Annotated in this window: 17 protein-coding genes; 1 reads left to right on the plus strand and 16 read right to left on the minus strand. The window is 64.2% G+C overall.

The window, feature by feature from the left end; genetic code table 11:
• Positions 1-296: 296 nt before the first annotated feature.
• The 4 genes from acs to CFR76_RS04265 are packed head-to-tail and all read right to left on the minus strand — an operon-like array spanning position 297 to position 6,042.
• Positions 297-2,279 (minus strand): acetate--CoA ligase, encoded by a 1,983-nt coding sequence (gene acs / locus CFR76_RS04250; protein ID WP_110555993.1) that lies wholly within the window; start codon positions 2,277-2,279, stop codon positions 297-299.
• A 52-nt stretch (positions 2,280-2,331) separates the two neighbouring features.
• Complete coding sequence (prpB, locus tag CFR76_RS04255; RefSeq protein WP_110555994.1) at positions 2,332-3,264, minus strand: methylisocitrate lyase; 933 nt, start codon at positions 3,262-3,264, stop codon at positions 2,332-2,334.
• On the minus strand, positions 3,261-4,427 hold the full coding sequence (gene prpC, locus CFR76_RS04260) for a bifunctional 2-methylcitrate synthase/citrate synthase (RefSeq protein ID WP_110555995.1): 1,167 nt from the start codon (positions 4,425-4,427) through the stop codon (positions 3,261-3,263). The genes prpB and prpC overlap by 4 nt, the downstream gene beginning before the upstream one ends.
• 52 nt (positions 4,428-4,479) lie before the next feature.
• Positions 4,480-6,042, minus strand: a complete 1,563-nt coding sequence (locus tag CFR76_RS04265) for an MmgE/PrpD family protein (RefSeq protein ID WP_110555996.1) — start codon at positions 6,040-6,042, stop codon at positions 4,480-4,482.
• 130 nt (positions 6,043-6,172) lie between these two features.
• Between CFR76_RS04265 and CFR76_RS04270 the strand changes: the two genes are divergently transcribed.
• Positions 6,173-7,591, plus strand: coding sequence for a helix-turn-helix domain-containing protein (locus tag CFR76_RS04270; protein WP_110555997.1), 1,419 nt, complete (start codon positions 6,173-6,175; stop codon positions 7,589-7,591).
• 25 nt (positions 7,592-7,616) lie between these two features.
• Here the strand turns inward: CFR76_RS04270 and CFR76_RS18355 are convergent, their stop codons facing one another.
• The 12 genes from CFR76_RS18355 to CFR76_RS04330 form a co-directional block, all read right to left on the minus strand.
• Positions 7,617-7,988 (minus strand): hypothetical protein, encoded by a 372-nt coding sequence (locus tag CFR76_RS18355; protein ID WP_244191780.1) that lies wholly within the window; start codon positions 7,986-7,988, stop codon positions 7,617-7,619.
• Between the two features lie 141 nt (positions 7,989-8,129).
• The gene (locus CFR76_RS04280; RefSeq protein WP_244191781.1) at positions 8,130-8,582 is read right to left on the minus strand and encodes a hypothetical protein; all 453 of its coding nucleotides are present in this window, start codon (positions 8,580-8,582) and stop codon (positions 8,130-8,132) included.
• Positions 8,583-8,680: 98 nt separating this feature from the next.
• Positions 8,681-8,923, minus strand: coding sequence for a hypothetical protein (locus tag CFR76_RS04285; RefSeq protein WP_110555999.1), 243 nt, complete (start codon positions 8,921-8,923; stop codon positions 8,681-8,683).
• A 249-nt stretch (positions 8,924-9,172) separates the two neighbouring features.
• The gene (locus CFR76_RS04290) at positions 9,173-10,522 is read right to left on the minus strand and encodes a sensor histidine kinase (protein WP_110556000.1); all 1,350 of its coding nucleotides are present in this window, start codon (positions 10,520-10,522) and stop codon (positions 9,173-9,175) included.
• Positions 10,519-11,190 carry a response regulator transcription factor gene (locus tag CFR76_RS04295; RefSeq protein WP_110556001.1) on the minus strand — a complete coding sequence of 224 codons (672 nt, stop codon included), beginning with the start codon at positions 11,188-11,190 and terminating at the stop codon, positions 10,519-10,521. Before CFR76_RS04295 ends, CFR76_RS04290 begins: the two co-directional genes overlap by 4 nt.
• Complete coding sequence (locus CFR76_RS04300; RefSeq protein WP_110556002.1) at positions 11,190-14,264, minus strand: efflux RND transporter permease subunit; 3,075 nt, start codon at positions 14,262-14,264, stop codon at positions 11,190-11,192. Before CFR76_RS04300 ends, CFR76_RS04295 begins: the two co-directional genes overlap by 1 nt.
• Positions 14,264-15,415: an efflux RND transporter periplasmic adaptor subunit gene (locus CFR76_RS04305; protein WP_110556003.1), complete on the minus strand. Its 1,152-nt coding sequence runs from the start codon at positions 15,413-15,415 to the stop codon at positions 14,264-14,266. The genes CFR76_RS04300 and CFR76_RS04305 overlap by 1 nt, the downstream gene beginning before the upstream one ends.
• Positions 15,412-16,653: a TolC family protein gene (locus CFR76_RS04310; protein WP_408884351.1), complete on the minus strand. Its 1,242-nt coding sequence runs from the start codon at positions 16,651-16,653 to the stop codon at positions 15,412-15,414. The genes CFR76_RS04305 and CFR76_RS04310 overlap by 4 nt, the downstream gene beginning before the upstream one ends.
• Before the next feature lie 543 nt (positions 16,654-17,196).
• Complete coding sequence (locus CFR76_RS04315; RefSeq protein WP_110556005.1) at positions 17,197-18,267, minus strand: heme-dependent oxidative N-demethylase family protein; 1,071 nt, start codon at positions 18,265-18,267, stop codon at positions 17,197-17,199.
• Between the two features lie 28 nt (positions 18,268-18,295).
• Positions 18,296-19,249, minus strand: a complete 954-nt coding sequence (locus CFR76_RS04320) for a PDR/VanB family oxidoreductase (RefSeq protein ID WP_110556006.1) — start codon at positions 19,247-19,249, stop codon at positions 18,296-18,298.
• Between the two features lie 60 nt (positions 19,250-19,309).
• The gene (locus CFR76_RS04325; RefSeq protein WP_110556079.1) at positions 19,310-20,443 is read right to left on the minus strand and encodes an aminomethyltransferase family protein; all 1,134 of its coding nucleotides are present in this window, start codon (positions 20,441-20,443) and stop codon (positions 19,310-19,312) included.
• A 363-nt stretch (positions 20,444-20,806) separates the two neighbouring features.
• Positions 20,807-23,179 carry a TonB-dependent receptor gene (locus tag CFR76_RS04330; RefSeq protein WP_110556007.1) on the minus strand — a complete coding sequence of 791 codons (2,373 nt, stop codon included), beginning with the start codon at positions 23,177-23,179 and terminating at the stop codon, positions 20,807-20,809.
• Positions 23,180-23,544 lie beyond the last annotated feature (365 nt).

Genomic DNA, 23,544 nt, shown 5'->3' on the forward strand with positions numbered 1-23,544 from the left:
CACAATAAAGCCCGGAAGCCTTGAAAGATGCGCCCGCCCGCCCGATCGGTGGCGGGCGCGTCCCTGACGGCCGTAGCACGACAGGCCGGGCGCGGGCCTGTTTCCAGTGACCGACCGGCCGCGCGGGGGCGGGCCATGGGCCATATCGATGGCCTTTGCCCGCAAAGAACGCCCCGGACATAAAAAATCCCCGGGCCACGGAACCACCGTGGCCTGGGGACGCCTGAAAGGGGGACGCCCGAAAGGGGAATGCCCAAAAGCCGGTCCCCGCCCTTCTGGCGCAGGCCCGGACCGGATCAGGCGCAGACGCGGGCGGGTTCATCCCCTGCGAACGCCATCTCGCCCCAGACCCGGTTGCATATCATCCCCACGACCGCGGTATCGGTCAGCGCCGACAGGTCGCCCAGGTTGCCTGTCTCGCCCGATGCGATCTTGCGCAGCAGGCGACGGACGATCTTGCCGGAGCGGGTGCGCGGCAGGTCGGGCACGATATAGACCGCCTCGGGCGCCGCGTACCGGCCCAGGCGCTGGCTGATCAGGCGCGCCACCCCCTCCCCGGTCAGCCCCGCCGCATTGTCGCCACGTGGCATGATGAACACCACCAGCCCCTCGCCCTTGACCGGATGGGGCACGCCAACCGCCGCGCTTTCCAGTATCCGGTGGTCATCCCCCAGCACGTCCTCGACTTCGGCCGTGCCCAGCCTGTGCCCGGCGATGTTGATGACATCGTCCATGCGGCCGGTAATCCAGTAATATCCGTCACTGTCACGCCTGGCCCCGTCACCCGTGAAGTAAAACCCCGGCACCTTGCTGAAATAGGTCTGGCAAAAACGTGCATGGTCCCCCCATATCGTGCGGGCCTGCCCGGGCCAGGAACGGGCGATGCACAGGCTGCCCTCCGCCGCGCCGTGGAGGATGCGCCCCTGCGCGTCGGCTATCGCCATTTCGATCCCCGGCAGCGGCCGGGTGGCCGAACCGGGTTTGAGCGGCTGCACGCCGGGGACCGGACCAAGGACGATGCCGCCCGTTTCCGTCTGCCACCATGTATCCGCCACGGGGCAGCGTTTCCTGCCCACCACGTCGTGATACCACAGCCAGGCGTCGGGGCTTATGGGTTCGCCCGCGATCCCCAGAAGGCGCAGGGAGCCGAGGTCGTGGCGGTTCACGACATCATCGCCATCCGCCATCATGGCGCGTACCGCCGTGGGCGCGGAAAACAGCATGGTTACCCTGTATTCATCCACCAGGTCCCACCACCGCCCCGGATGCGGATAGGCTGGCAGGCTGTCGGAAATCATGGTCGTCCCGCCATTGGCCAGCGGTCCGTACACCACCGAGCTGTGCCCGGTGATCCACGCGACATCGGCCGTGCACCACAGCACGTCCCCCGGGCGGTGGGTGTAGACCATGTCCATCGTATAGGCCGCCCACACGATATAGCCGCCACACGCATGCACGACCGCCTTGGGCTTGCCGGTGCTGCCCGAGGTGTACAGCATGAACAGGGGGTCTTCGGCCTTCATGATGACGGGCGCGAAATCCGCGTCGCACCGATCGACAAAATCATGATAGTCACGGTCCCTGCCGGGCAGCATCGGCACGGCGTCATCGGCGGTGCGCACCACCAGCACCGCACGCACCGCGCTGGCGGCCCCGGCCCTGGAAAGGGCTGTATCCATCGTTTCCTTGAACGGGACCCGTTTCGTGCCCCGCCAGGCGACACTGGCCGTAATCACGGCCACCGCCCCGCTATCGACCAGGCGTTCGGCAATGCCGTCGGCCGAAAAACCGCCGAACAGCACGACATGCACCGCGCCAATCCGCGCGCAGGCCAGCATGGCCACCACCGCTTCGGAAATCATGGGCAGGTTGATGGCCACGCGCTGGCCCTTTTTCACCCCCAGGGCGGTCAACGCATTGGCCAGGCGGCAGACACGTTCGTGCAGCATGGCGTAGGTCAGCCTTTCAGCCTCGCCATGGCCCTCACGGTGCGCGATCAGGGCGACCTGGCCGGCCCTGTCGGCCAGGTGGCGGTCCAGGCAACTGGCGGATACGTTCAGCAGCCCGTCCGCGAACCACGCGATGGAGACATTGCCTTCAAAACTGCCCTCAAATCCGCGGGTCGGCCTTTCGTGCCACTGCACGCGCCCGGCCTGTTGCAGCCAGAAGCCATCGGGGTCCTCGCGGGCCTGCCGGGTCATGGTGTCCAGGGCCGCCTGCGTCATGATGGCGGGATAGTGCCCGTAATGGCCGGGCTGTATGACTGTGGGGTCCGACATATTTCCGTTTCCCTGTATTTTGTGGTGTTGGGGGGGGACAGCAGGGACAGGGCTACGCCGCGTCGCGGCCGCCCCGGCCGATATGGGGCAGCACGGTCGCGACAATGCCCGCGTCAAGGGCTTCGTAGTCGTAATACCGCAGGGTGCGGTACAGCTCCTCACGCGTCTGCATCCGGTCCAGCATGTCCCGCGTGCCGCCCGTGCGGGCTATGGTCCTGTACAGCTCGTCCTGCGCCTTGTTGGCGACACGCAGCGAACTGACCGGCCATATGACCATGGCGTATCCCAGTTCCTCGAACGCGCGGTCCGTAAGGTACGGCGTGCGGCCGAATTCCGTCATGTTCGCAAGCAGCGGCACATCGGGCAGCCTGCGCGCGAATTCCCTGAACATGTCTTCGGAAATCAGGGCTTCGGGAAAAATGGCGTCGGCCCCCGCCTCATGATACAGCCGCGCGCGGGCCACCGCCCCGTCCAGCCCTTCGGACCCCGCCGCGTCGGTGCGGGCGATAATGACCATGTCGCGCCGCGCCCGGGCGGCGGCGGCGACCTTCTGGGCCATGTCGTGTGGCGAGACGAGTTTCTTGTCGTTCAGGTGGCCGCATTTCTTGGGCAGGACCTGGTCCTCGATATGCACGGCGGCGGCCCCTGCCTCCTCAAAGGCGCGCACCATGTTCATGACGTTCAGGGTCTCGCCATAGCCGGTGTCGCCATCGACCAGGAGCGGCAGGCCGGAGGCGCGCACGATCTGGCGGATGAAGAAGCAGACCTCATCCACCGTGATGATGCCCAGGTCCGGCAGGCCCATGCTCGCCGTCATGGCCGCGCCCGACAGGTACAGGGCCTCGAACCCGTTATCGCGCGCCTGAAGGGCCGCCTGACCATTATGCGCGCCGGGCATGCGCAGGATGCCCCGGCCCGCCATCATGTCCCGGAACCGCCGGCCGGCGGGTGTCGCGGGCAGGTCCCGCCCTACGAGATACGTCATGCCGCGTTCTCCAGTCCGTCCCGCTCACGCAGGGAAATGAAGGGCCGGGCGTCCGGCCCGGTATAATTGGCCGAGGGGCGGATGATCTTGCCATCCCTGCGCTGTTCCATCACATGCGCACACCAGCCCGTAACGCGCGAGATGACGAAAACAGGCGTGAACATGGCGGTCGGGATTCCCATCGCGCTGTAGGAGACGGCGCTGAACCAGTCCAGATTCGGGAACATCTTCTTCTGCTCGGCCATGACCCGCTCGATGCGTTCGGCAACGTTATACAGCCGCATGGACCCGTTGCGCCGTGACAGGTTGCGCGCCACGTCCTTGATGATGTCGCTGCGCGGGTCGGCCCTGGTATAGACCGGGTGGCCGAAGCCGATGACGACCTCCCTTTCCGCCAGGCGGCGGCGGATGTCGGCCTCGGCCTCGTCGGGCGTGCGGTAGCGTTGCTGGATATCCAGCGCCACCTCGTTCGCGCCGCCATGCTTGGGGCCGCGCAACGCGCCGATGCCGGCCGTTACGGCGGAATACATGTCCGAACCCGTGCCCGCCACCACGCGGGCGGCGAAGGTGGAGGCGTTGAATTCATGCTCGGCATACAGGATGAGCGAGGTATGCATGGCCTGTACCCAGTCCTCGGGCGGGGGCGCGCCATGCAGCAGGCGCAGGAAATGGCCCCCCGTGCTGTCATCATCCGTATGGGTTTCGATCCGGCGGCCATGGGTGGCGTAATGGTACCAGTACAGCAGCATGGACCCCGTCGAGGCCACCAGCCGGTCCGCGATCGCGCAGGCGCCCGCATTGGGGCAGTCGCTCCGTTCAGGCAGGGCGCAGCCCATTACGGATACGGCCGTGCGCAGCACGTCCATCGGGTGGGTGGCGCAGGGCAGGCGCTCAAGCGTGGCGCGCACGATGTCGGGGATGTCGCGCAGGCCGGCCAGGTGGCGCCTGTAGCTGTCCAGTTCCGCGCTGCCCGGCAGGTAGCCGTGGATGAGCAGGTGCGCGACCTCCTCGAACGTGCTGGCGCGCGCCAGGTCCCTGATGTCATAGCCACGGTAATGCAGGTCGTCCCCGCTGTGCCCGACGGTGCTCAGCGCCGTGTTGCCTGCAACCGTTCCCGAAAGTGCGACGGATTTTTTTGCTTTTTTATGCAGTTCGGTTGTCATGGTTCCTCTCCTTGATCGACGGGTCCGATCCTGGAAATCTGGTTGGTCTGTTTCAGGACATCACTTCGGCGGATTGCCTGCCCATGCCTGTCGCGGCCTGCGCCTGGCCGAAATTGAAAATGCCCCCGGCCGTGTTCTGCTGAAGGTCCTGGCGCGGGATCTGGATTTCGAGGTCATGCAGTTCCCCCGCCCTGAGGTCAGGCAGCGACTGCACGACCTGCACGAAGCGCTCGATCTCCGGACCGGGTACGACACCGTCGGCCAGCATGCGGAATTTGCCGATGTAGTCGGCCCGTTTCCATGGCGTGGCCCCCAGCGTGTGCGCGTTGGCCACCGCCAGTTCATCCGCGATGACCGAGCCATCCTTCATGCGGATGATGATCCGCCCGCCAAACGCCTTCCTGTCCGGGTCCGTCTCGTGGTAACGCGCGGTCCATTCCGGCGTTTCGACCGTGTGGATCTTGCGCCACAGCCGCACCGTGTCGGGCCTGCGTGCCCGTTCGGGGGCGTAGGATGCGACCTGGTGCCATGCGCCGTCCTGCAGCGCCACGGCCACGATATACATGATGGAGTGGTCCAGCGTCTCACGCGTGGCGTTGGGGTCGAACTTCTGCGGATCGTTGGAGCCGGTGCCAATCACGTAATGGGTGTGGTGGCTGGTCTCGATCAGCACATCCTCCACGTCATCCCAGTTGCCGACCCGCCTGCCCATGCGGAACGCAAGGTCAATTAGCGCCTGGCTCTGGTATTCGGCCGAATGCTCCTTGGTAAAGGACGACAGGATGGCGCGCTTGGGTTCGCCCGCCCCGGGCAGTGCGACGCGGTACCGCGCGTCCTTGCCGTCCAGCATCCAGGCGATGACGCCATCCTCGCCTTCATAGATGGGGGTGGGCGAGGTCTCGCCCATCATGGCGCGGTCGACCGCCTCTATCGCCATCTTGCCCGCATGGGCCGGGGCGTAGGCCTTCCAGGACGAAATTTCACCCTTGCGGCTCTGTCGCGTGGCCGTTGTCACGTGCAGCGCCTGGCCTATGGCCTGATAGACGATGGCGGGCGGCAGGCGCAGGAGTGTGCCGATCCCCGCCGCCACCGACGGGCCGAGATGGGCGACATGGTCGATCTTGTGCCGGTGCAGGCATATCGCGCGCGCCAGGTCGATCTGGATTTCATACCCCGTGGCGATGCCCCGGATCAGGTCGGCCCCGCTGCGCCGGCATTGCTGGGCCACCGCGAGGATACCGGGTATATTGTCCCCCGGATGCGAATATTCCGCTGCAAGGAAGGTGTCGTGGTAGTCCAGTTCACGCACGCAGGTCCCGTTGGCCCAGGCCGCCCATTCCGCGTGGACCCGCACATTCGGCCCCATGCCGAACAGGGTCGCCCCGCCCGGGCGGGCATGGGCCAGCGCCTCGGCCCGCGCGCTCATGACCGGGTGGCGGTTCACCGATGCCATGGCGACGGCCGCGTTGTCGATCATGCGGTTGATGATCATGTCGGTGATATCGTCTTCCACCCCGACAGGGTCCGTCGCAACCTGCGCGATTTTCCACGCCAGTTGTTCGGTGCGGGGCAGGCGATCGCTTTCAGGGTGTACGCGCACGTCATAATACTGCATTGAACCAACCCTTGTTCCATTAGGTGTGTGGGCTGAGTGTCGCAAAGTATTGTGTAGAACTGCACATGGATAAGAGTAGAAAGAAGCGAAGGGAATAATCCCGTTTGTATAGTTTGCGAAGTCAGCCAGCATGCCAAAATCAAAAACAAAACTTTTTGCCGGCCCCAGATTACGCCAGATCAGGCAGCGCGAGGGCCTGACCCAGGCGGCCCTTGCCGGCCTGCTTGACATCTCGCTCAGCTATCTCAACCAGATGGAGCGTGATCACCGTCCCCTGCCCGCGCACCTGCTCGTGGCCCTGTGCGAGCGCTTCGACCTGGGGCCGGCATGGTTCACCGACACGCGCGAGGCGCACAGGGTGCAGGCCCTGCGTGAGGTCCTGGCCGATCCCGTATTCAAGAACACGTCCCTGCCACTTGCAAAGATGGCTGATGCGGCAAGGCATAACCCTGATCTATGCGAGGCCTTTCTGACCCTGTACCGCGCCTATGCGTTCGAGCAGGCCCGCACGGACCATGAAAAGGACAGCAGCCCGCCGCTGGAACCTTACGAGACGGTTGGCAACTGGGTGCAGGAACACAGGAACTATTTCCATGAACTGGACCAGGCGGCGGAGCAGTTCTACGAACAGCTTGATATCGACGATGGCGCGCTTGACCAAGCCCTGGCCAGCCACCTGCGCGCCCGGTACGGGCTGGAAATAGACCGCGACATTACAATGGAAGCGCGCGGACTGGTCTGGCGCATAGACCGGCAAAGGCAGCGTATCCTGCTCCCCCCCAACCAGCCGCCCGAAAGCACGCTGTTCTGCCTGGCGCAGATCATCGGCCAGCTTGAATACAACCAGCTCATGACCCGGATATTGCGGCGCGAAGGCCCGCGTGACAGTAACGCCCAGGCGCTGGCCCGGGTATTCCTTGGCAATTATTTCGCAGGTGCGCTGCTGCTGCCCTATGACCGATTTTTACAGTGCGCCGGACAGACCCGCTATGATATCGACTGCATGCGCCGCCATTTTCGCGTCAGCTTCGAACAGGTCAGCCACAGGCTGGGCACCCTGCAGCGCCCGGGACACGAAGGCATTCCCTTTTATTTCCTCAAGCTCGATATTGCCGGCAATATTTTGAAAAGCTTTTCCGCCAATCGCTTCTCGCAGTCCCGTTTCGGCGGCCCGTGCCCGTTGTGGAACGTGTTCCGCGCCTTCGCGACGCCGGGACAGGTCCAGATCCAGCTATCCCAGACCACGGACGATTCGATCTACCTGAACGTCGCGCGCACGGTCAGCCGTGAAGGGCTGGCCTATGGCGACAGGCCCCGGCAGACCGCGATTGTGCTGGGGTGCAGGCTTTCGGACGCCGCCGGGACGGTTTACGCCAGGGGGCTGGACCTGGAAGACAGGAGCCTGGTGGTGCCGATCGGTCCGGGCTGCCGGGCCTGCCTGCGTGACGATTGCAGCCATCGCTCCCTGCCCGTGTCCGGGCGCATGCTGGATACGGGCAATGACGCGCGCGGTGTCGTGCCCTATCGGGCGCTGCCCGAAAAAAGCTGAAAAACCACGGGTAAACATCCTGAAATCATAAAGAAGTTTTTGGTGAAGCTTTTTGCAAAAGCTTCGAAAGAACGCCGCCTTTTTGAAAAAAAGGCAGCACCCAAAAACTTTTATTGTTTTTTATCAATGGGTTGTTTTCAAACAGTCTCTTATGCGCCAATATGGCAATCGGGCGCGGTGCAGCCCGGCGCATAAACATGCCATACAGCATCGCGGCACAGCCCCGCCGAATTGATCCCGCCCGCCACAGCAGCCAGATATCCAGCCCGATCATGACGATGTAAATGACGGGGCCGGCCCCGTCGACAAAATGGCGGATGACATCCATGCCGTGCCAGAATACCAGCGCCTGCACGACCCACAGCGTGATGAACGCCCCCCGGCCCATGGGCGCCATCAGGTCGCCCTGTCGAACGCCCTGCCCTGCCGCGCTACTGACCCGCCGCCAGCCGTCCGGGTGGCTGGTGCTTGCGCATGATCCCGCCCGTCATGTCACGGCTGCCTGCCGCACCCATGCGCTGGTGGCAGGCGGGTTGGATCAGGGGCCAATGCGGATGGCGGACACGTCCACCGCATCGGGTGCCTGCCGTGCCGCGGGCAAGGCCGGCGGGGTAGCCGCCTGGCGGGATGGACGCCGTGCGCGTGTGGGGAAATCTGGCGGCATGCAGTCCCTTGGCATGTCACGCCCGCCAGCCTGTCCCGGCATGAACGGGCCGCCGTCATCCATGGCTGGCCCCATGCCCGTCCCCATGCCCGTCGGCACGGGGCCGGGCATGCCGCCTGCCCCTGCCATGCCGCCGCCCATGGGGAAGCCACCCGCCATGCCGCGCCCGCCACCCACGCCAAAGCCGGTGGTTATGCTGCCATGCAGGCTGCTGTTGCGCGGCGATGGGGCGCGCCAGCATTTATCCGTATGGTCCGGGGCCTGCTGGCAGCCCGCCACCGCAGCCAGCAGGACCGGCAGGAGGAACGTGATGGCACGTCCAGTCATTCGCTTGGGCATGGACAGCGGCGGCATCTCACCTGTTGGGGCCTGGACCTTAGCCTGCCGCCGTGTCGTGCGCCCGTCACGAAATGTAAAGCCGTGGCCTACCAGTCATCGACCGTTCCGCTGTCTTTCTCGGCGGGTTCAAAGGGGTCAAGCGGTTGACCCGTGTCCGGATCAACCGGCCTGTCATCATTGTCCCAGTCCGGTACATCCGGCTCGGGGTCATCGAGCGGATCGTCATCCGGGTCGGGTCCGGGGTCCGCGATGGGTGTGGGGGGTGGCATGGGCGGCGGGTCGGATGGCACGGGGTTATGCGGATTGTCCTTTACCTGCGTCCTGAGCATGATGATCCTCCGCTGGTCGGTCTGCCTGCAACGGCAATGGCGGGCGGCAGGTTGCATCCATGCCCCTGCCGGCCCGCATGTTTTTCTACCGCGCGGCCAGACCGCGCGGCATCCGTGGATGCAGGGTCGGCCGGGGCGACATGCCGGGCCGATGGCGCCCGCGCGCCGCGTGCGGTTCATGCGGCACGCCGGTCTTTACCCGGCCCGATATGACCCGGCCCGATATGACATGGACCCGGATGCTCGGCTTCAGGTCCCGTCGGACGAGCGTGCGATGTCGGGATCGGGAAAGGTGACGCAGGCGCCAAATCCCCTGTCCGATCCGGCCAGCGGGGACCGCAGGCGCAGGGTTACGTCCATCTGGGCTGCGATGTTGCTGGCGATGGCCAGGCCAAGGCCGTTGCCATGCGTGCCGCTGCCGCCGCGCACGAACGGGCTGGTCAGCCGCGCCAGGATGTCGGGCGGCAGGGCCGCGCAGTCGTTGGTGATGTCGATGCCGCCATCGGGCAGGACGGCCACCCGCACGGGCGTGTCAGGGCCGCCATGCAGCAGGGCGTTTTCAAGCAGGTTGCGCAGCATGATGCCGGTCGCGTCCATGTCGCCATGGACGAATATGTGGCTGGCCCCATCCGGTGTCATGACGATGCGCTGGCTGCTGCGCGGGTTCTGGCCCAGGTCATCGACCAGCACGTGCACGACGGTCAGCAGGTCAAAGCGGTTGCGCCGGAAGGCGACGCCGGAGGACGCGCGGGAAAACTGCAGCAGTTTTTCCACCGTGCGGCCCAGCCGGCGGGCACGCCCGGTTATGATGTCCACCCGCCTGGCCGCCTCCGACCCCGCTGGCACCATGCGGCCCAGCATCTGCACCTGCGCCAGCAGGGCGCCCAGCGGGTTGCGCAGTTCGTGCGCGGCACTCGCGGCAAAGGCCCGTTCGGTGGAAAGCGCCGTTTCCAGCCGCGACAGCAGGGTGTTGACGGCGTGCTGGATGGGGATCAGCTCAACCGGCAGGTCAAGTGCGCCGATGGGTTGCAGGTTGCCGCTGCCGCGTGCGTGCATTTCGTCCTGCAGGCGGTCCAGCGGGCGCAGGGCGCGCCGCACGATCAGGCGCACCAGCCACCAGATGACCGGCAGGGAAACCAGTATCGGCAGTATCGCGATCGCCGTGGCGCGCCACGTGGCGCCCCGGCGGTGCAGTGTGGGTTCCCCCACCAGCACACGATAGGCCGTGGCCGTGGGCGCGGCGACATAGACCCGGAAACGGGGCGTATTGGCAAACCCGGTACGGATGTCGGGCACGAAGGGCTGGACCGGCGCGTTCTGTGAGCGCAGCACGACATGCCCGGACTGGTCGACCACCTGATAGGCAAGCGTCCGTGGCCCGACATCGGGCACCCATGCAACGGTGCCCCCCGGCCCGTGGGGCTGTGCCGCGATGGTGGCCTGCAGCCGTTCGGAGACTTCCTGCAGGGAATTGTCCAGCCGTTCCGTGATTTCGTAGCGGGTGAACCCCGCGATGGCGAGGCTGAGCGCCAGCAGGCTTAGGGTTACGGCCCCCAGCACGCCGCTGACGATCCGGGCGGCAAGGCTCCAGCTTTTCATGCGGCTTCCCCGTCGGCAAGGCAGTATCCCCGGCCCCGGATGGTCCTTATGACCGCATTGCCGACCTTCTTGCGCAGGCGGCTGACAAAGACCTCGACCGTGTTGCTGTCCACGTCGCGGTCCAGCGCATACAGGACCGTGTCGATCTGCTGGCGGGAATAGATCCGGCCCGGATTGCGCGACAGCAGTTCCATGATGGCCCATTCGCGCGCGGTCAGGTCCAGCCCCTGCCCGTCGCGCGATATGGACTGGTTTTCCCGGTCGATCACGATATCGCCGATCCGGTAGCGCGCCTGCCGGCGCGGCGCGGCGTACCGCCGCGCCACGGCGGCGATCCGGGCGGCGAGTTCATTCAGGTCATAGGGTTTGACGATATAATCATCCGCCCCGTCGGACAGGCCCGCGATACGGTCACTGATCTGGTCCTGCGCCGTGGTGATCAGGATGGCGATATCGGATGATGTCCGTCGGATTTCACGCAGCAGGTCGCGCCCGTTCCCGTCCGGCAGGCCAAGGTCGAGCAGCATGAAGTCGTAGTCCACCGTCGCCATGGCCGCGCGCGCATCTTCCAGCGTCGTGAACCAGTCCACCGCATGCCCGTCCAGCCGCACGCGTTCATGCACCGCCGTCCCGAGGTCATGTTCATCTTCCACGATAAGGATGCGCATCAGTCCTGAACCTTCTCCCGCATGACCCGGGCATAGAGTGAGGGTAGCACCAGCAGCGTCAGCAGCGTGGACGAAACCAGCCCGCCAATGACCACGCTGGCCAGCGGGCGCTCGACTTCCGCCCCCGCGCTTTCGGAAAACGCCATGGGGAAAAAGCCAAGGCTGGCCACCAGCGCCGTGGCCATGACCGGGCGGAAGCGGGATTCGGCCGCGGCAAACGCCGCCTGCGCCACCGCCATGCCGCCCGCGCGCAGGGCGGCGATTTCACTGACCAGCACCACGCCGTTGAGGATCGCCACCCCGAACAGCGCGATGAAGCCGATGCCTGCCGAAATGCTGAACGGCAGGCCGCGCAGCGTCAGCGCCACGATGCCGCCGGTCGCCGCCACCGGCAGGTTGACAAACACCAGCAGCGCGGGCCGGACCGCGCCAAACGCCACCACCAGCAGCGCAAAGATCAGCCCCAGCGCGATGGGCAGGACGATTTCCAGCCGCAGCACCGCCGATTGCAGGTTACGGAACTGGCCATCCCACTGCATGGTGTAGCCCGTGGGCAGCCTGACATCATGGGCGACGCGGGCCTGTGCCTCCGCCACGTAGGATGCAAGGTCGCGCCCGCGCACATTGGCCTGCACCACCATGCGCCGGCGCACGCCGTCACGGCTTATGCGCGGCGGGCCATCGACTTCATGCACGCGCGCCACCTGCGACAGCAGGACATTCCCCTGCCCGTCCATCCGCCGGACCTGCAGCGCGCCGATCGCGGCGGCGGAGGCCACGCGACGCGGGTCAAGGCGCACCTGCGTGCTGATGATGGCGTTGTCCACGATCACCGGCCGGGCGCCGATATGGCCGCCGACCGCCTCCACCGTGTCCAGGATGTCCTGCACCGCCACGTTGCGGCTGGCGGCCTGCGTGCGGTCGATATCGGCCACGACCAGCGGCACGGTGCCATCGCCCGCCGCCGCCACGTCCGCCGCCCCTTTCACACCCGACATCGCGGCCACCACCCGGTCGCCCAGATCAGCCAGCGTGGCCAGGTCATCGCCAAAGATCGACACGGCGATTTGCGTGCGCACGCCCGACAGCAGGTCGTCCATGCGCATCTGCACCGGCTGGCTCCATGAATATAGCGCATCGGGCAGTTCGCGCCGCAGGGTGTCGTCCATCGCGGCCACAAGCCCCGCCTGCGTGCGGGCGGTCTTCCATGTGGAGGGCGGGTTGAGGAAGATGAAGCTGTCGGTCTCGTTCACGCCCATCGGGTCGGTGGGAATGGCGGACGTGCCGGTATTGCTGACCACGGAACGGACTTCGGGGAAGCGGCGCAGGATCTGCTCCTGCTTCGTGACCGAGGCCAGCACGGTGTCGAGCGAGGCCGAGGGCAGCCGCGTGGTGGTGACCGCAAGCGCGCCTTCGTCAAGCTGGGGAATGAACTCGCCGCCCAGCCGCGTCGCAAGCCCCGCCGATACGGCCAGCACCGCGATCGTGCCGCCAAACAGGATGCGCGGATGCGTCTCGCCCCATGTCACCATGCGGGTATAGGGGCGGCGCATGAAGGCGATCAGCCGCGTGTCACCCGTGGGCCGCACGCTCCCCAGCGCCAGGCTGGCCAGCACGGGTATGCAGATGAAGCAGTAGGCCAGCGAGGCCAGCAGCGCCATGATGACCGTCTGCGCCATGGGGCGGAACATGTGCCCCTCGATCCCCTGCAGGGTCAGGATGGGCAGATAGACCATGATGATGACCAGTATGGCGAACCCCACCGGGCGCATGACCTGCTGCACGGACGAGACCACGAGCGGGATGAATTCCACCTCCGGCTCCTCCTCGCGCCGCGACAGCACATGTTCGATCACCACCAGCGAGCCATCGACGATCATGCCGAAATCGATCGCGCCAAGGCTGAGCAGGTTGGCCGATATGCCGAACTGCCGCATCCCCGCCATGGCGCAGACAAGCGCCACCGGAATGACGGAGGCGATGACAAGTGCTGCCTGCCAGCTTCCGATCACCACCACTAGCACGCCCACCACCAGCACCGCCCCCATCAGCAGGTTGTCGCGCACCGTGGCGATGGTCTGCCCGGTCAGGGTGGCGCGGGTGTAATAGGGTTCCAGCGTAACGCCTGCGGGCAGCGCCTGCCTGATGCCCGGCAGGGCGCGGTTGATGGCGGCCAGCGTGGCGTTGGAACTGGCCCCGCTTTCCATCATCACCACGCCAATCACGATTTCCCCCTGCCCGTCGCGCGTCACCGCCCCCAGCCGGGTGCGCGCGCCCGTGGTGACGCGCCCCAGGTCGCGCAGCCGCACGGCGGAGCCATCGGGGTTGGTGCGCACGGCGATGTTGCCGAAATCCGCCAGGCTGCCGACCAGCCCGCGTCCGACCACGCTCTGCTGTTCGGCATGGTGGGTGATCCAGCCGCCGCCCGATGCCGCGTTGCTGGCGTCGACCGCGCGGTAGACCTCGCCCACCGAAAGGTTGCCGCCAATCAGTCGCGCGGGGTCCAGCGTGACCTCATAGGTTTCTTCCGCCCCGCCATTCACGTTCACGTCCACCACGCCGGGCACAAGCCGCATCTGCGGCACCACGGTCCAGTTCATGATGCGGTTGAGGTCCATGAGCGAACGCCCTGTACCCCGGATCTGGAACTGCATGATCTCGCCCATGCCGGTGGCCAGCGGCCCCATGCTGACGGTGATGCCGGGCACGGATATGCTTGAACGCGCCTGCTGCATGCGCTCGTTCACGCGGGTGCGGTCGAGGTTGATGTCGGTGTCGTCGGCAAACTGCACGTACACCACCGACACCCCCCCGCGCGAGACGGAGCGCAGGTCGGTCATGCCGGGGATGCCGGTCATGCTGGCTTCAAGCGGGAAGGTGATGAGCTTTTCGACTTCCTCCGTCGCAAGGCCGGGGGCCACGACCGAGACAAGCACCTGCCTGGGTGAAATATCCGGCACCGCCTCCACCGGCAGGCCCAGCACCGCCATGATGCCCGCCACCAGCAGCAGGCCAAGCGCGCCCAGCACCAGCATGCGCGCGCGTATCAGCGCCTCAAGGTACCTGCGCGCCATCAGTCCGCATCCATGCCGGCAAGGCTGATGACCGAACGCAGGGCGAAGCTGCCATGGGCCGCCACCGTCTCGCCGCCTTTCAGGCCGGAGCGGATGACCGCCCGCGTCCCGTCATCCAGCGCCACGTCGACCACCACGGGCCGGTAGTCCGTCTGGTCCACCCGCACGAACACGACCTGGTCGCCGCCGATGCGCTGGATGGCCTCGGATGGCACGACAATGCCCGCAACACCATGGCGCTGCGCCAGCGTGGCGTCCAGCACCATGCCGGGCACCAGCGCGCCGGTGGGGTTGGCCACGCTGCTTATGACCCGGACCAGCCCGGTCAGGGGGCTGGCCATTCCGTCCACCGTGTCGATACGGGACGTGAACGGGCCATCCGCCGTCCGTGTCACCTGCTGGCCCCCCGGCGCGACCTGCGCCGCCTGATCGGGCGGGATGTCGGAGACGAGCCATATGCTGGACAGGTCGGCCACGGTCGCCACATCCAGGGTCGGGTCCACGTCGCCCGCCACCGACGTATTGATCGCCTGCACCATGCCATCGACAGGGGAAATCAGGGTCGAGGTCTCATCCTCCGCGCCCTGGCTGTCCTGCTCGGATGATGAATTGAACTCTTCGGCAAAGCGGTGGCCCAGCGTGTCCATGTCCGCCTGGCGGGCGCGCATGGTGGCGTCCGCCTGCGCCAGCGCATCCTGCCTGCGCCGCAGTTCGGCCATGGATATGCTTTCGCCCGCCAGCGCTTTTGCCCGCTGCACCGCGCCGGCCGCATCGTTGCGCGCCGCGATGGCGGCGGCAAGGGCTGCGCGCATCTGCACCGCCTGCAGGCGCGCGACGTGCAGGGAATGGTCCTGGTAGCGCAGCAGCGCCTGCCCCCGCCGCACCGGCGTGCCGGGCTGGACCAGTACCGCCAGCACCTTGCCGCTGCCCGCCGGGTGGATATGCACGACCCGCGCCGTATCGGGCATGACCCGGCTCATGACCGGCAGCACGGGGGCGATGGTGCCCGGCATGGCCGTGGCGGTGGTGACGCCTTCATTGGCGACGGCCGCCGCATCCAGTTTCACGACCGGGGGCAGCGCGCTGTCCCCGGCATGGGCGGGCAGGGCCGGCAGGCCGAGCAGGAATACGATGGGGGCGATCCGCTTCATGGCACGACACCAGTTGCAATCAGCATGCGGATGCTGGCGACATGCCAGTCCACCTCCGCCCGGGCGCTGGCCAGCCGGGCGCTGGCGGCCGCCTGCCGGGCGGCAAGTGCTGTGTCCAGGCTGGCCTCGCCAACCCGCCAGGACCGTTCCTGCGCCGCCGCGCGCTTTTCCATGCCTGCGGCGGCGGCCTGTGTCGCCTGTCGCGCCGTCGTGGCCGCGATCAGGCGTTCACGCACGCGCAGCATTTCCAGATGCACCATGCGCCGCGCCTGCGTTTCCTGGCTGGTCGCGGTGGCCAGCCGGTTGCGGGCTTCGGACATGATGGGGGTATTGCGGACCTCGCTGGGCAGGGGGATGCTGAAATTCACCCCCACGCGGTCATCCCACGGGCTGCCGTACTGCTTTTCATGGATGGCGTCCACGCCGATTTCCGGGTTGGGCATGAAGGAACGGCGCGCCAGCTTCATGTTGGCCTCGGCGGCTTCCACGTTGCGGTGCGCCACTTTTATGCGGGGGTCGTTGTCTTCCATGTCGCGCGGGCTGACAAAACGGGCCTGGGTCACGTCGCCGCCGCCATAACGGGTCAGGTCGGGCATGGCCGGGCGCCCCAGCAGCACGTCCAGCGCCGCGGTGGCGTCCTGGGCTTCCTCCTGCGCCAGCGCCAGTTCATTGCGGGCGTTTTCCATCGCCGCCTGCGCCATCTGCCCGTCGGCCGAGGCCAGTTCGCCGCCATGCACCGCATGCGTGGCGCTGGCGGCCATGCGCGCCGCCGCATCGTACAGGGCATGGGCCACGTCCACCCGGGCGCGGGCGATCAGGGCCGCGGCGCCGGCGTCAAGCACCCGGATGGACAGCGCCATGTGTTCCACATTGAGTTGTTCATCAATCGACGCGGCTTCCGCGCTGGCGACCTGTTTCGTGGCGCTGCCCTGTCCCGGCAGCCACAGCGGCACCGATACCCCGCCCTGATAGGTGGTATAGCCTTCGTTACTGCCCAGCATGTGGTCATCCATGTATTCACCTGAAAGGGTAGGCCCGCCGGCGAACCACGACCCCGCCGCGCTGGCCCGCGCCCTTGCGGAATGGTGGCCGACCTGCAGTTCGGTGCGGACGGGGTCGATGGCCCATGCCATGCTGACCGCATCATGGAATGACAGCCCGGGTTGGGGCGCCTGCGCCCGCAGGGGGAGCGCCCATGTCATGGCGCAGGCCATGGTTACGAATATGATGGGAAGCATGGGGCGGTTCACGCCATGCCCGTCATGGAATGGCCGGGCCGTTTCGTGGCCGTGCGGGAACTGCCCCCTGCCGCCCCTGCCCCGTGGCATGCGGCCGCGCCGCGCCGGACGGGCTGGCCACGCCCTGCCCTGTGGTCATGCATCGGCCTTGTGTTCCACTTTCCGCCCGGGTGGCCCGTACTGCCGGAATGACATGACAGGCTGCGTACAGGCTGGCCAGAAATATCCTTACGCATGGTGTGCGTCTGTTCCCCGGTATGCATAAAGCGGCTGTCACCACGATGATGACGCCGCACTGATAACAGGGAAACCTGACACGAACCTGAATATCCGGGTTACGGGGGAAAATTCACATGGAATTCTATTATGAAAATGATTATCATTTAAATAAAACATGACCCGCATCGCCGGTCATGGCCTGTAATTACTTTCCCGGACGGATTCCATATCCTGCAAAGGCCAGTCCCGCCACCGCATGGCGCGCCCCGGGTGATGAACCGGGCGGGTGGGCCTGCCGGGGCCATCATGCCCCGGGTGGCGGGGTTACGTACGGACAAGGGCATCCTGGTCCGGGCCTATGCCTTTTGATGTTGGTTCATTATTGTCAAACCGGGCCAGGTAATGCACGGCATGGGCGCGGTACAGGTCCAGCCCCTTGTAGGCGGACAGCGCGGGATCAAGGTCGCGCAGGACGCGATGCAGGCGGATGCGCCATTTATGGACCAGTGCAATATCGCGCAGCGGCAGGAGATAGCAGCGCACCGCGAACAGGATGGCATTGGAACGTGGCAGCCGGAATAACGCCTGCAGTTCCACCCGCAGGTGCACCAGGTCCCTTGCGTTATCGCCGGTTACGCCCGCCCGGTCCCTGCCCCAGATGGTGAAATTTTCGGGGGATGTGTCAAGGCGCGGGTTGACTGTCATGGTCCAGTTCAGGCGGCGCACCGGCCTGCCATGCTGCAGCATCAGCAAAAATCGCAGCCCCCGGTCGAATATGCCCATTTCCCCCGCCTTGGGCACGGGGGCATGCCATTGCCCGAACGACATGCCCAGGTCGAACTTCAGGGACCAGTCCGCCTGGGATGTGACCATGCCGCCATCCATCCACAGGTCGTTATCCCTCTGGTCCTGCAGGGTGAAATCGCCCTGCATCTGCCGGGCCATGAATTCGAACGGCGCATAAGGCAGCGTGCCCGCATCCCCGAACACAAAATGCTGGTCGATATTCAGGGGGCGGTTGATCCAGCGCCATCGCGTGCCGTCGCGGGAGAGGTGAAACAGGTCGGGATAGTCTTCCGACAGGCTGCCCATGGCCAGTTCGACGAAATCCCACTCCGCCGCGCGCATATGGGGCAGCACGATGCACCGTCCGGGGTCTTCGGACAGGATACGGGCTTTTTCCCGGCATTCCACGACATAATGCTCGTCCACGTCGAAGGTGCGGCGCAGGGAATCAACCGCGCCCGCCTTTACATGTGGCTCGATATTCATGGAGTACATGTAGTGATCTTCAGGAAACGGGAACGGAAAGCGCAGGATCGCGGCATCGCTGTTCTCCATATGATAGGGCGCACGGTAACTGCCTGCCGACCTGAACCTGGTGTCGATGCTCATGTTTTCTGCTCGCTGTCCAATTCGTTCCCTACAGGTCAAGGGTCAGTGTGGGTGACAGGGAGCGTGAAACGCAGGTCAGCATGACATCGCCGCTGTCGCGCTCGGCCCCAGTCAGCACATGGTCCCTGTGGTCCGGCCTGCCATTGATCACCCCCACGCGGCACATGCCGCATGCCCCGCCCCGGCACAGGCAGGGAGCGTCGATCCCCGCGTTTTCCAGTGCTTCAAGCAGCGTTTCATCCGCCCCGACCGTAATGGTTTTCCCGCTGCGTGCCAGCATGACCTCAAACACGCGACCGCCAGCGGGTGAGATAAAGCGTTCGGAATGGATCTTTGTCGCGGCGTATCCGACCGTGGCGGCGGTCTGGCGGACCCATTCCATGAACCCCCCCGGCCCGCAGACATACAGGTGGGACGCAACCGGTTCGCGCGCCAGCAGCATGCGTAACGATGCAACCGCTTCCTGCCGCCCTTCATGCACCCGCACCCTTGACGGGTCGCACGGTGACAGCATTGCCCTGAACGCGTCGGCTTCCTCCGGGCGCGTGTAATGGTGCAGGGCGTAATCCATGCCGTCCTTGCGCATTTCCGTCATGTAGGACAGGAAAGGCGTGATCCCGATGCCGGCGGAAATCATGATATGCCTGCGCCCGGTCCGGACAATCGGGAACAGGTTGGAAATGCCCAGGACCGAAACATTCAGTCCCGGCCCGCCATGCCGGTATAGAAAATCGGACCCCCCACGGGTGGGTTCGGCCCGGCGGACAATGATTTCCAGCGCGCGGCCATCTTCGGACCGGTTTACGATGGAATAGGCGTTTTTCCAGGTGCGCTGCCCATTCCCGAAGGCGAAGACGCCATGGCTGCCGGGGGATATGGCGGGAAACGCGCCTTTTGTGCGCGACACCACAAAACGCCGCAATGCAGGCGCCACCACATCGACGGAAGATATCGTGGCGGCATATCCAGTAGCCGGATTCATGTTACGGTCCTGACAGGGGATATATCATCTTCACCCGCGCGCCTGCATTCATCGGGCATGTCAGTCCTTCACGGTTCTTTTGGTTTTTTTCGGATCATCAAACGGGAGCGAATGGGTGACGCCCCTGAGAACCCTTTCACCGGAATGCACTTCCATGGCGATGCCCGCCTGCGCGCAGGACGGCTCAAGCCGCGCCAGCGCCATTGACCGGTTGGTAAGGCTGGAGAACATGCCGCAGGTCACGACGCCAATCTTCCTGCCCTGCGCGTAGACGCCGTCCCCACCCTGCGCCACGTCCCGCCCTTCCAGCAGCAGGCCATATATCCTGATGCGTTCATGTCCTTTCAGCGCATAATGCGCCGCAGCCCCGCGGAAATCGGTTTTGTTCGGGCTGACAGTAAAATCCAGCCCCAGTTCCCACAGGCTGTCGCCGGCGGGTTCGTGGTCGAATGGATATGTTTCGGAATTGTCATAGGGATAAAACAGCAGGTAGCTTTCCACCCGCAGCAGGTCGAGCGCCGTAAAGCTGGTTGCCACGATACCCAGCGACCTGCCTTCCGCAAGGATCGTGTCCCATATCCGTGGCGCATCCTCCCCCTTGCAGAAGATTTCGTACCCACGCTCCCCCGTATAGCCGGTCCGCGATATCATGACCGGCGCGCCGAACAGGACAGTCTGCATGTGGTGGAAATACCTCAACTGCCGGATGCCCGGGACATGCCGTTCCAGGAAGTCGATGGCGACAGGCCCCTGTAGCGACAGGTCATGCAGGTCATCATCAAACAGAAGGCTGGCGTTCCGGCCCACGACCATGGCCGCCAGCACTTCATGCAGCGCGCCCGCACCATGGACCACCATCCAGCTATTCGGGCCGGTACGATACAGGATGCAGTCGTCAATGAACCTGCCCTGGTCGTTCAGCACCGTGGCATAGGCCGAACGCCCCGGTGTGATTTTCCGCACATCGCGGGTTGTGGCGTAATTCAGTATCGCCGATGCATGGGGGCCGACCAGGTGCAGTTTTTTCAGGCCGGATACATCCATCAGGCCCGCGCGGGTGCGGATGGCGACATGATCATCCTGCACATCGCCATCATAGGTCCACGCGGTCGCCATGCCGTTCCAGTCTTCCAGCGCGGAGCCAAGGGCGGAATGCCGACTGGAAAGAGCACTATGACGCCAGCTATATGCCATGTTCATGTTTCCCTGCATGGGTGATGTTTTGTGCATGTGTGCGTTATTTCAGGATACATTGCGGATTGACCTGAAATATTGTTCCCGCCGTACCGCAGGGGCCTGTCCGTTTTGGCATGCCCTTATGTTTTACTTGTCAATAATTCGCTCGCATCATAGGCGGGGGAATGGTGGAGCGTCAACCTTAAAGAACATAACTTTCTCAAAAAGAAACTTTTGGCTTTCTGGCTGGTATCATCCGTCGCGTCCTTCTGGTATGCGTGCGAACAGGGCAAGGAAACGCTCCCCGCCCTGTTCCTGTCATGACGGTCCTATGCCGGTCGCCTGGCCACTTCCCGTGTTTCCGCCTGTTGCGCAACCGCCCTAGAAATGGGCGCTGACCGTGCCGAAATACTGGCGTATCGCCCCGCGTTCCATCGAATACAGATCCCCCGACATGGGATTGCCATTTTCGCCCATCATGGAAATGTATTTGCTGTTGGCCAGGTTATAGACGCTGAAATCGAATGTCAGGTTCTTCATGGGGCCGTAATCACCAAAGCGATAACGCGCGCCCAATGTCACCAGCCAGTATGCGGGTACCGATGTGTCATTGGTATAGCTGTACTGGCGGCGTGAATAGTAGTTTGCGTCGATATGCGCTTCCATGCCACGGAAAGCATATGTCAGGTTTGATTTATACATGACCTGCGGATAGTTGACGATATTCTTCTTGTTGACGGAATAAAGCCGGCCACCGGATTCCAGGTCGCTGCCATATGTCGCGTGGTTGTAGCTGACGCTGTTGAACATCGACAGTCCCTTCATGACACCATGCTGGAAGGGATGCAGGGTCAATGCGGCATCCACCCCATACATGGAAATATCCGTGGGGGCGACGGACAGGATCGGGTTGTTCTGGTTGCCGGCATTGATTTCAAGCAGGTGATGGTAATCATTGACATGATAGGCATCGACCGAGAAATTGGCGTATCTGTCATTATACCGATAACCAACAAGATAGACCCAGTCACGTTCGGCCGGCGTGCTGCCCTGCAGCCTGCGGAATACCGACTGGTCCTGCACGGCCCATAGCGATGCCTGCCCGGCGGACCCCCATGACTGCACGCCATAGCCGCGCATGTTTTCAGCAACGTCAAAATACAACTCATGCCCGGGCAGGAAGCGCCAGTTGACGCTGACATGGGGCAGGAAGGCCGCGGCTGCGGTCATGCTGCCATTGGCCAGGGCCGATGCGCCGGTATAGGCTTCGTTATTATACTGCACGCCACCCGACGTGGTGGTTATGAGCGATTTGAAGCCCGCATGTATGTCCAGGTTGCGTATGGGGCGGTATGTATCGGACAGGAAATACTGGAACGTATCGGTTGTCCATTTGAAATCATAGGATTCCATGAACGCGCGGCCATAGACGTCATAGGGGCCGATCGTCTTCAGCGGCGCCAGGCCGCTGGCCAGCGAGGGTTCGTTATAGAAAAACTGCCCCATTTCCTGATTGTTGTTTTCCAGCCAGATGCCACTCTGGATGGTGTGGTGCGCGATGTTGTACTTGACCGAGGAGGTCATGCCATAACGGGCCTGGTGGGACTGCCAGACCTCCTCCGACAGGGGGGCGGCTTCGGTCGCGCCGGGCAGCACCTGTGACGAGACGGCTGGGTCGGCATAGGTTCCGTAAAGCACCTGGCTATTGGCGTAGAACAGGGTTTTCCAATGCAGGTTCCTGGTCATCGCCATGTCGAATGTCAGGCCGCCAAGGTAATTGACCTGGTGCTGGCCACCATCATACAGGTCGGCGCCGCCACCATATTTCTGGGCTTCGCGGTAGGCTTTGCCGTAATTCGGGTAAAGGTATTCGCTGCTCCAGCCGCCGTTCTGCACTTCGGTCAACGAAAGGTCGTAATAGGACCACTGGGAATTGTTCGACCAGCTCATGAACCCGGCAATGCGGCTGTCCTGCCCGATGGGCTGCACGATCTTGGCTTCCGCCTGCTGCTGTAGCTGGTCGCCTGCCCCCTTCCATTTGTGTGTGTCGGAACGGGCATAGGAAATGTACATTTTGGTGCCGGTCCGGTTCATGGCGCCGGTATCAAACCGTCCATATGTGCGGAATGACGCATTGCTGCCGAACATCTGCGACACATCCCCGCCCATCCTGTCCGACGGGTCGGCGCTTGAAATCTGTATGGAGCCGCCAAGGTTGGTGGTGGACATGGTATCGACCGCCCCCCCACCCTGGGACACCGACATGCCGGCGATATTGTTGGTGATGATGGCCTGCGACAGGTTTTCACCATTCAGGGTGCCATAGGACTGGTCGTTCAGCGGAATGCCGTCAAGCGAGATCCCGACGCTGTTCCAGTAAAAGCCGCGCATGTACAGGCTGCTTGACCATGCATCCAGCCCCAGCGCGTCACCGGAGCTGAAGCTCAGCCCCGGCGTGCGCGCCGACAGGACCTTCAGGGGATTGGTGCCGGGCACGAACTGCTGCATGACCTTCTGGCCCATGCGCTGTTCCGTGCCGGTGGAAATGTTCCGGCTGGTGCTGACCGACAGCGTTTCCGCCCTGGCCGACCGGGGGGATGCGGCGGCCGTGCGCGCGCGTGTTTCCCGTGCGCGGCTGCTTTCCCCCGGGGCCTGATTATGCCCCGACTGCGCAAGGGGCGCGGCGGTCGCCGCATGGCAGTCAAGGGACGTGGCTGCGAGAAGCAAGCCACAGAGAGGCAATTTCCGGACCATATATTTCATTCCCGTTCCAGCTTACTGTTTCGGTGTCACATATATCCAACACGCAAAATAAAACGGTTTGCATGAATGATGCATTATTATGAAGTGTTGGTTTTATATTTGAAATAGTCAGGTGTTGTTATACTGGCGCGGCCTTGGGATGTCTGTCGTGGTCCATACGTCCACATGCACCAGAAAACGTTTCATCAACGAAACCATATGGCCAAAAAACTGGATTTACAAGAATTAAAATATCCTGTCAGGAAAAAATATTGCACCTGTCCGTGATGGACAGGCCAGTTGACTGTTTTTGAATAAAAATATGCGGTTTTATTTTTATCCCGGCCTGAATCCGTCGATCAGGGATTTGGACACTG

This window comes from Komagataeibacter swingsii (genome assembly GCF_003207895.1).
Taxonomy (GTDB): Bacteria; Pseudomonadota; Alphaproteobacteria; order Acetobacterales; family Acetobacteraceae; genus Komagataeibacter; species Komagataeibacter swingsii.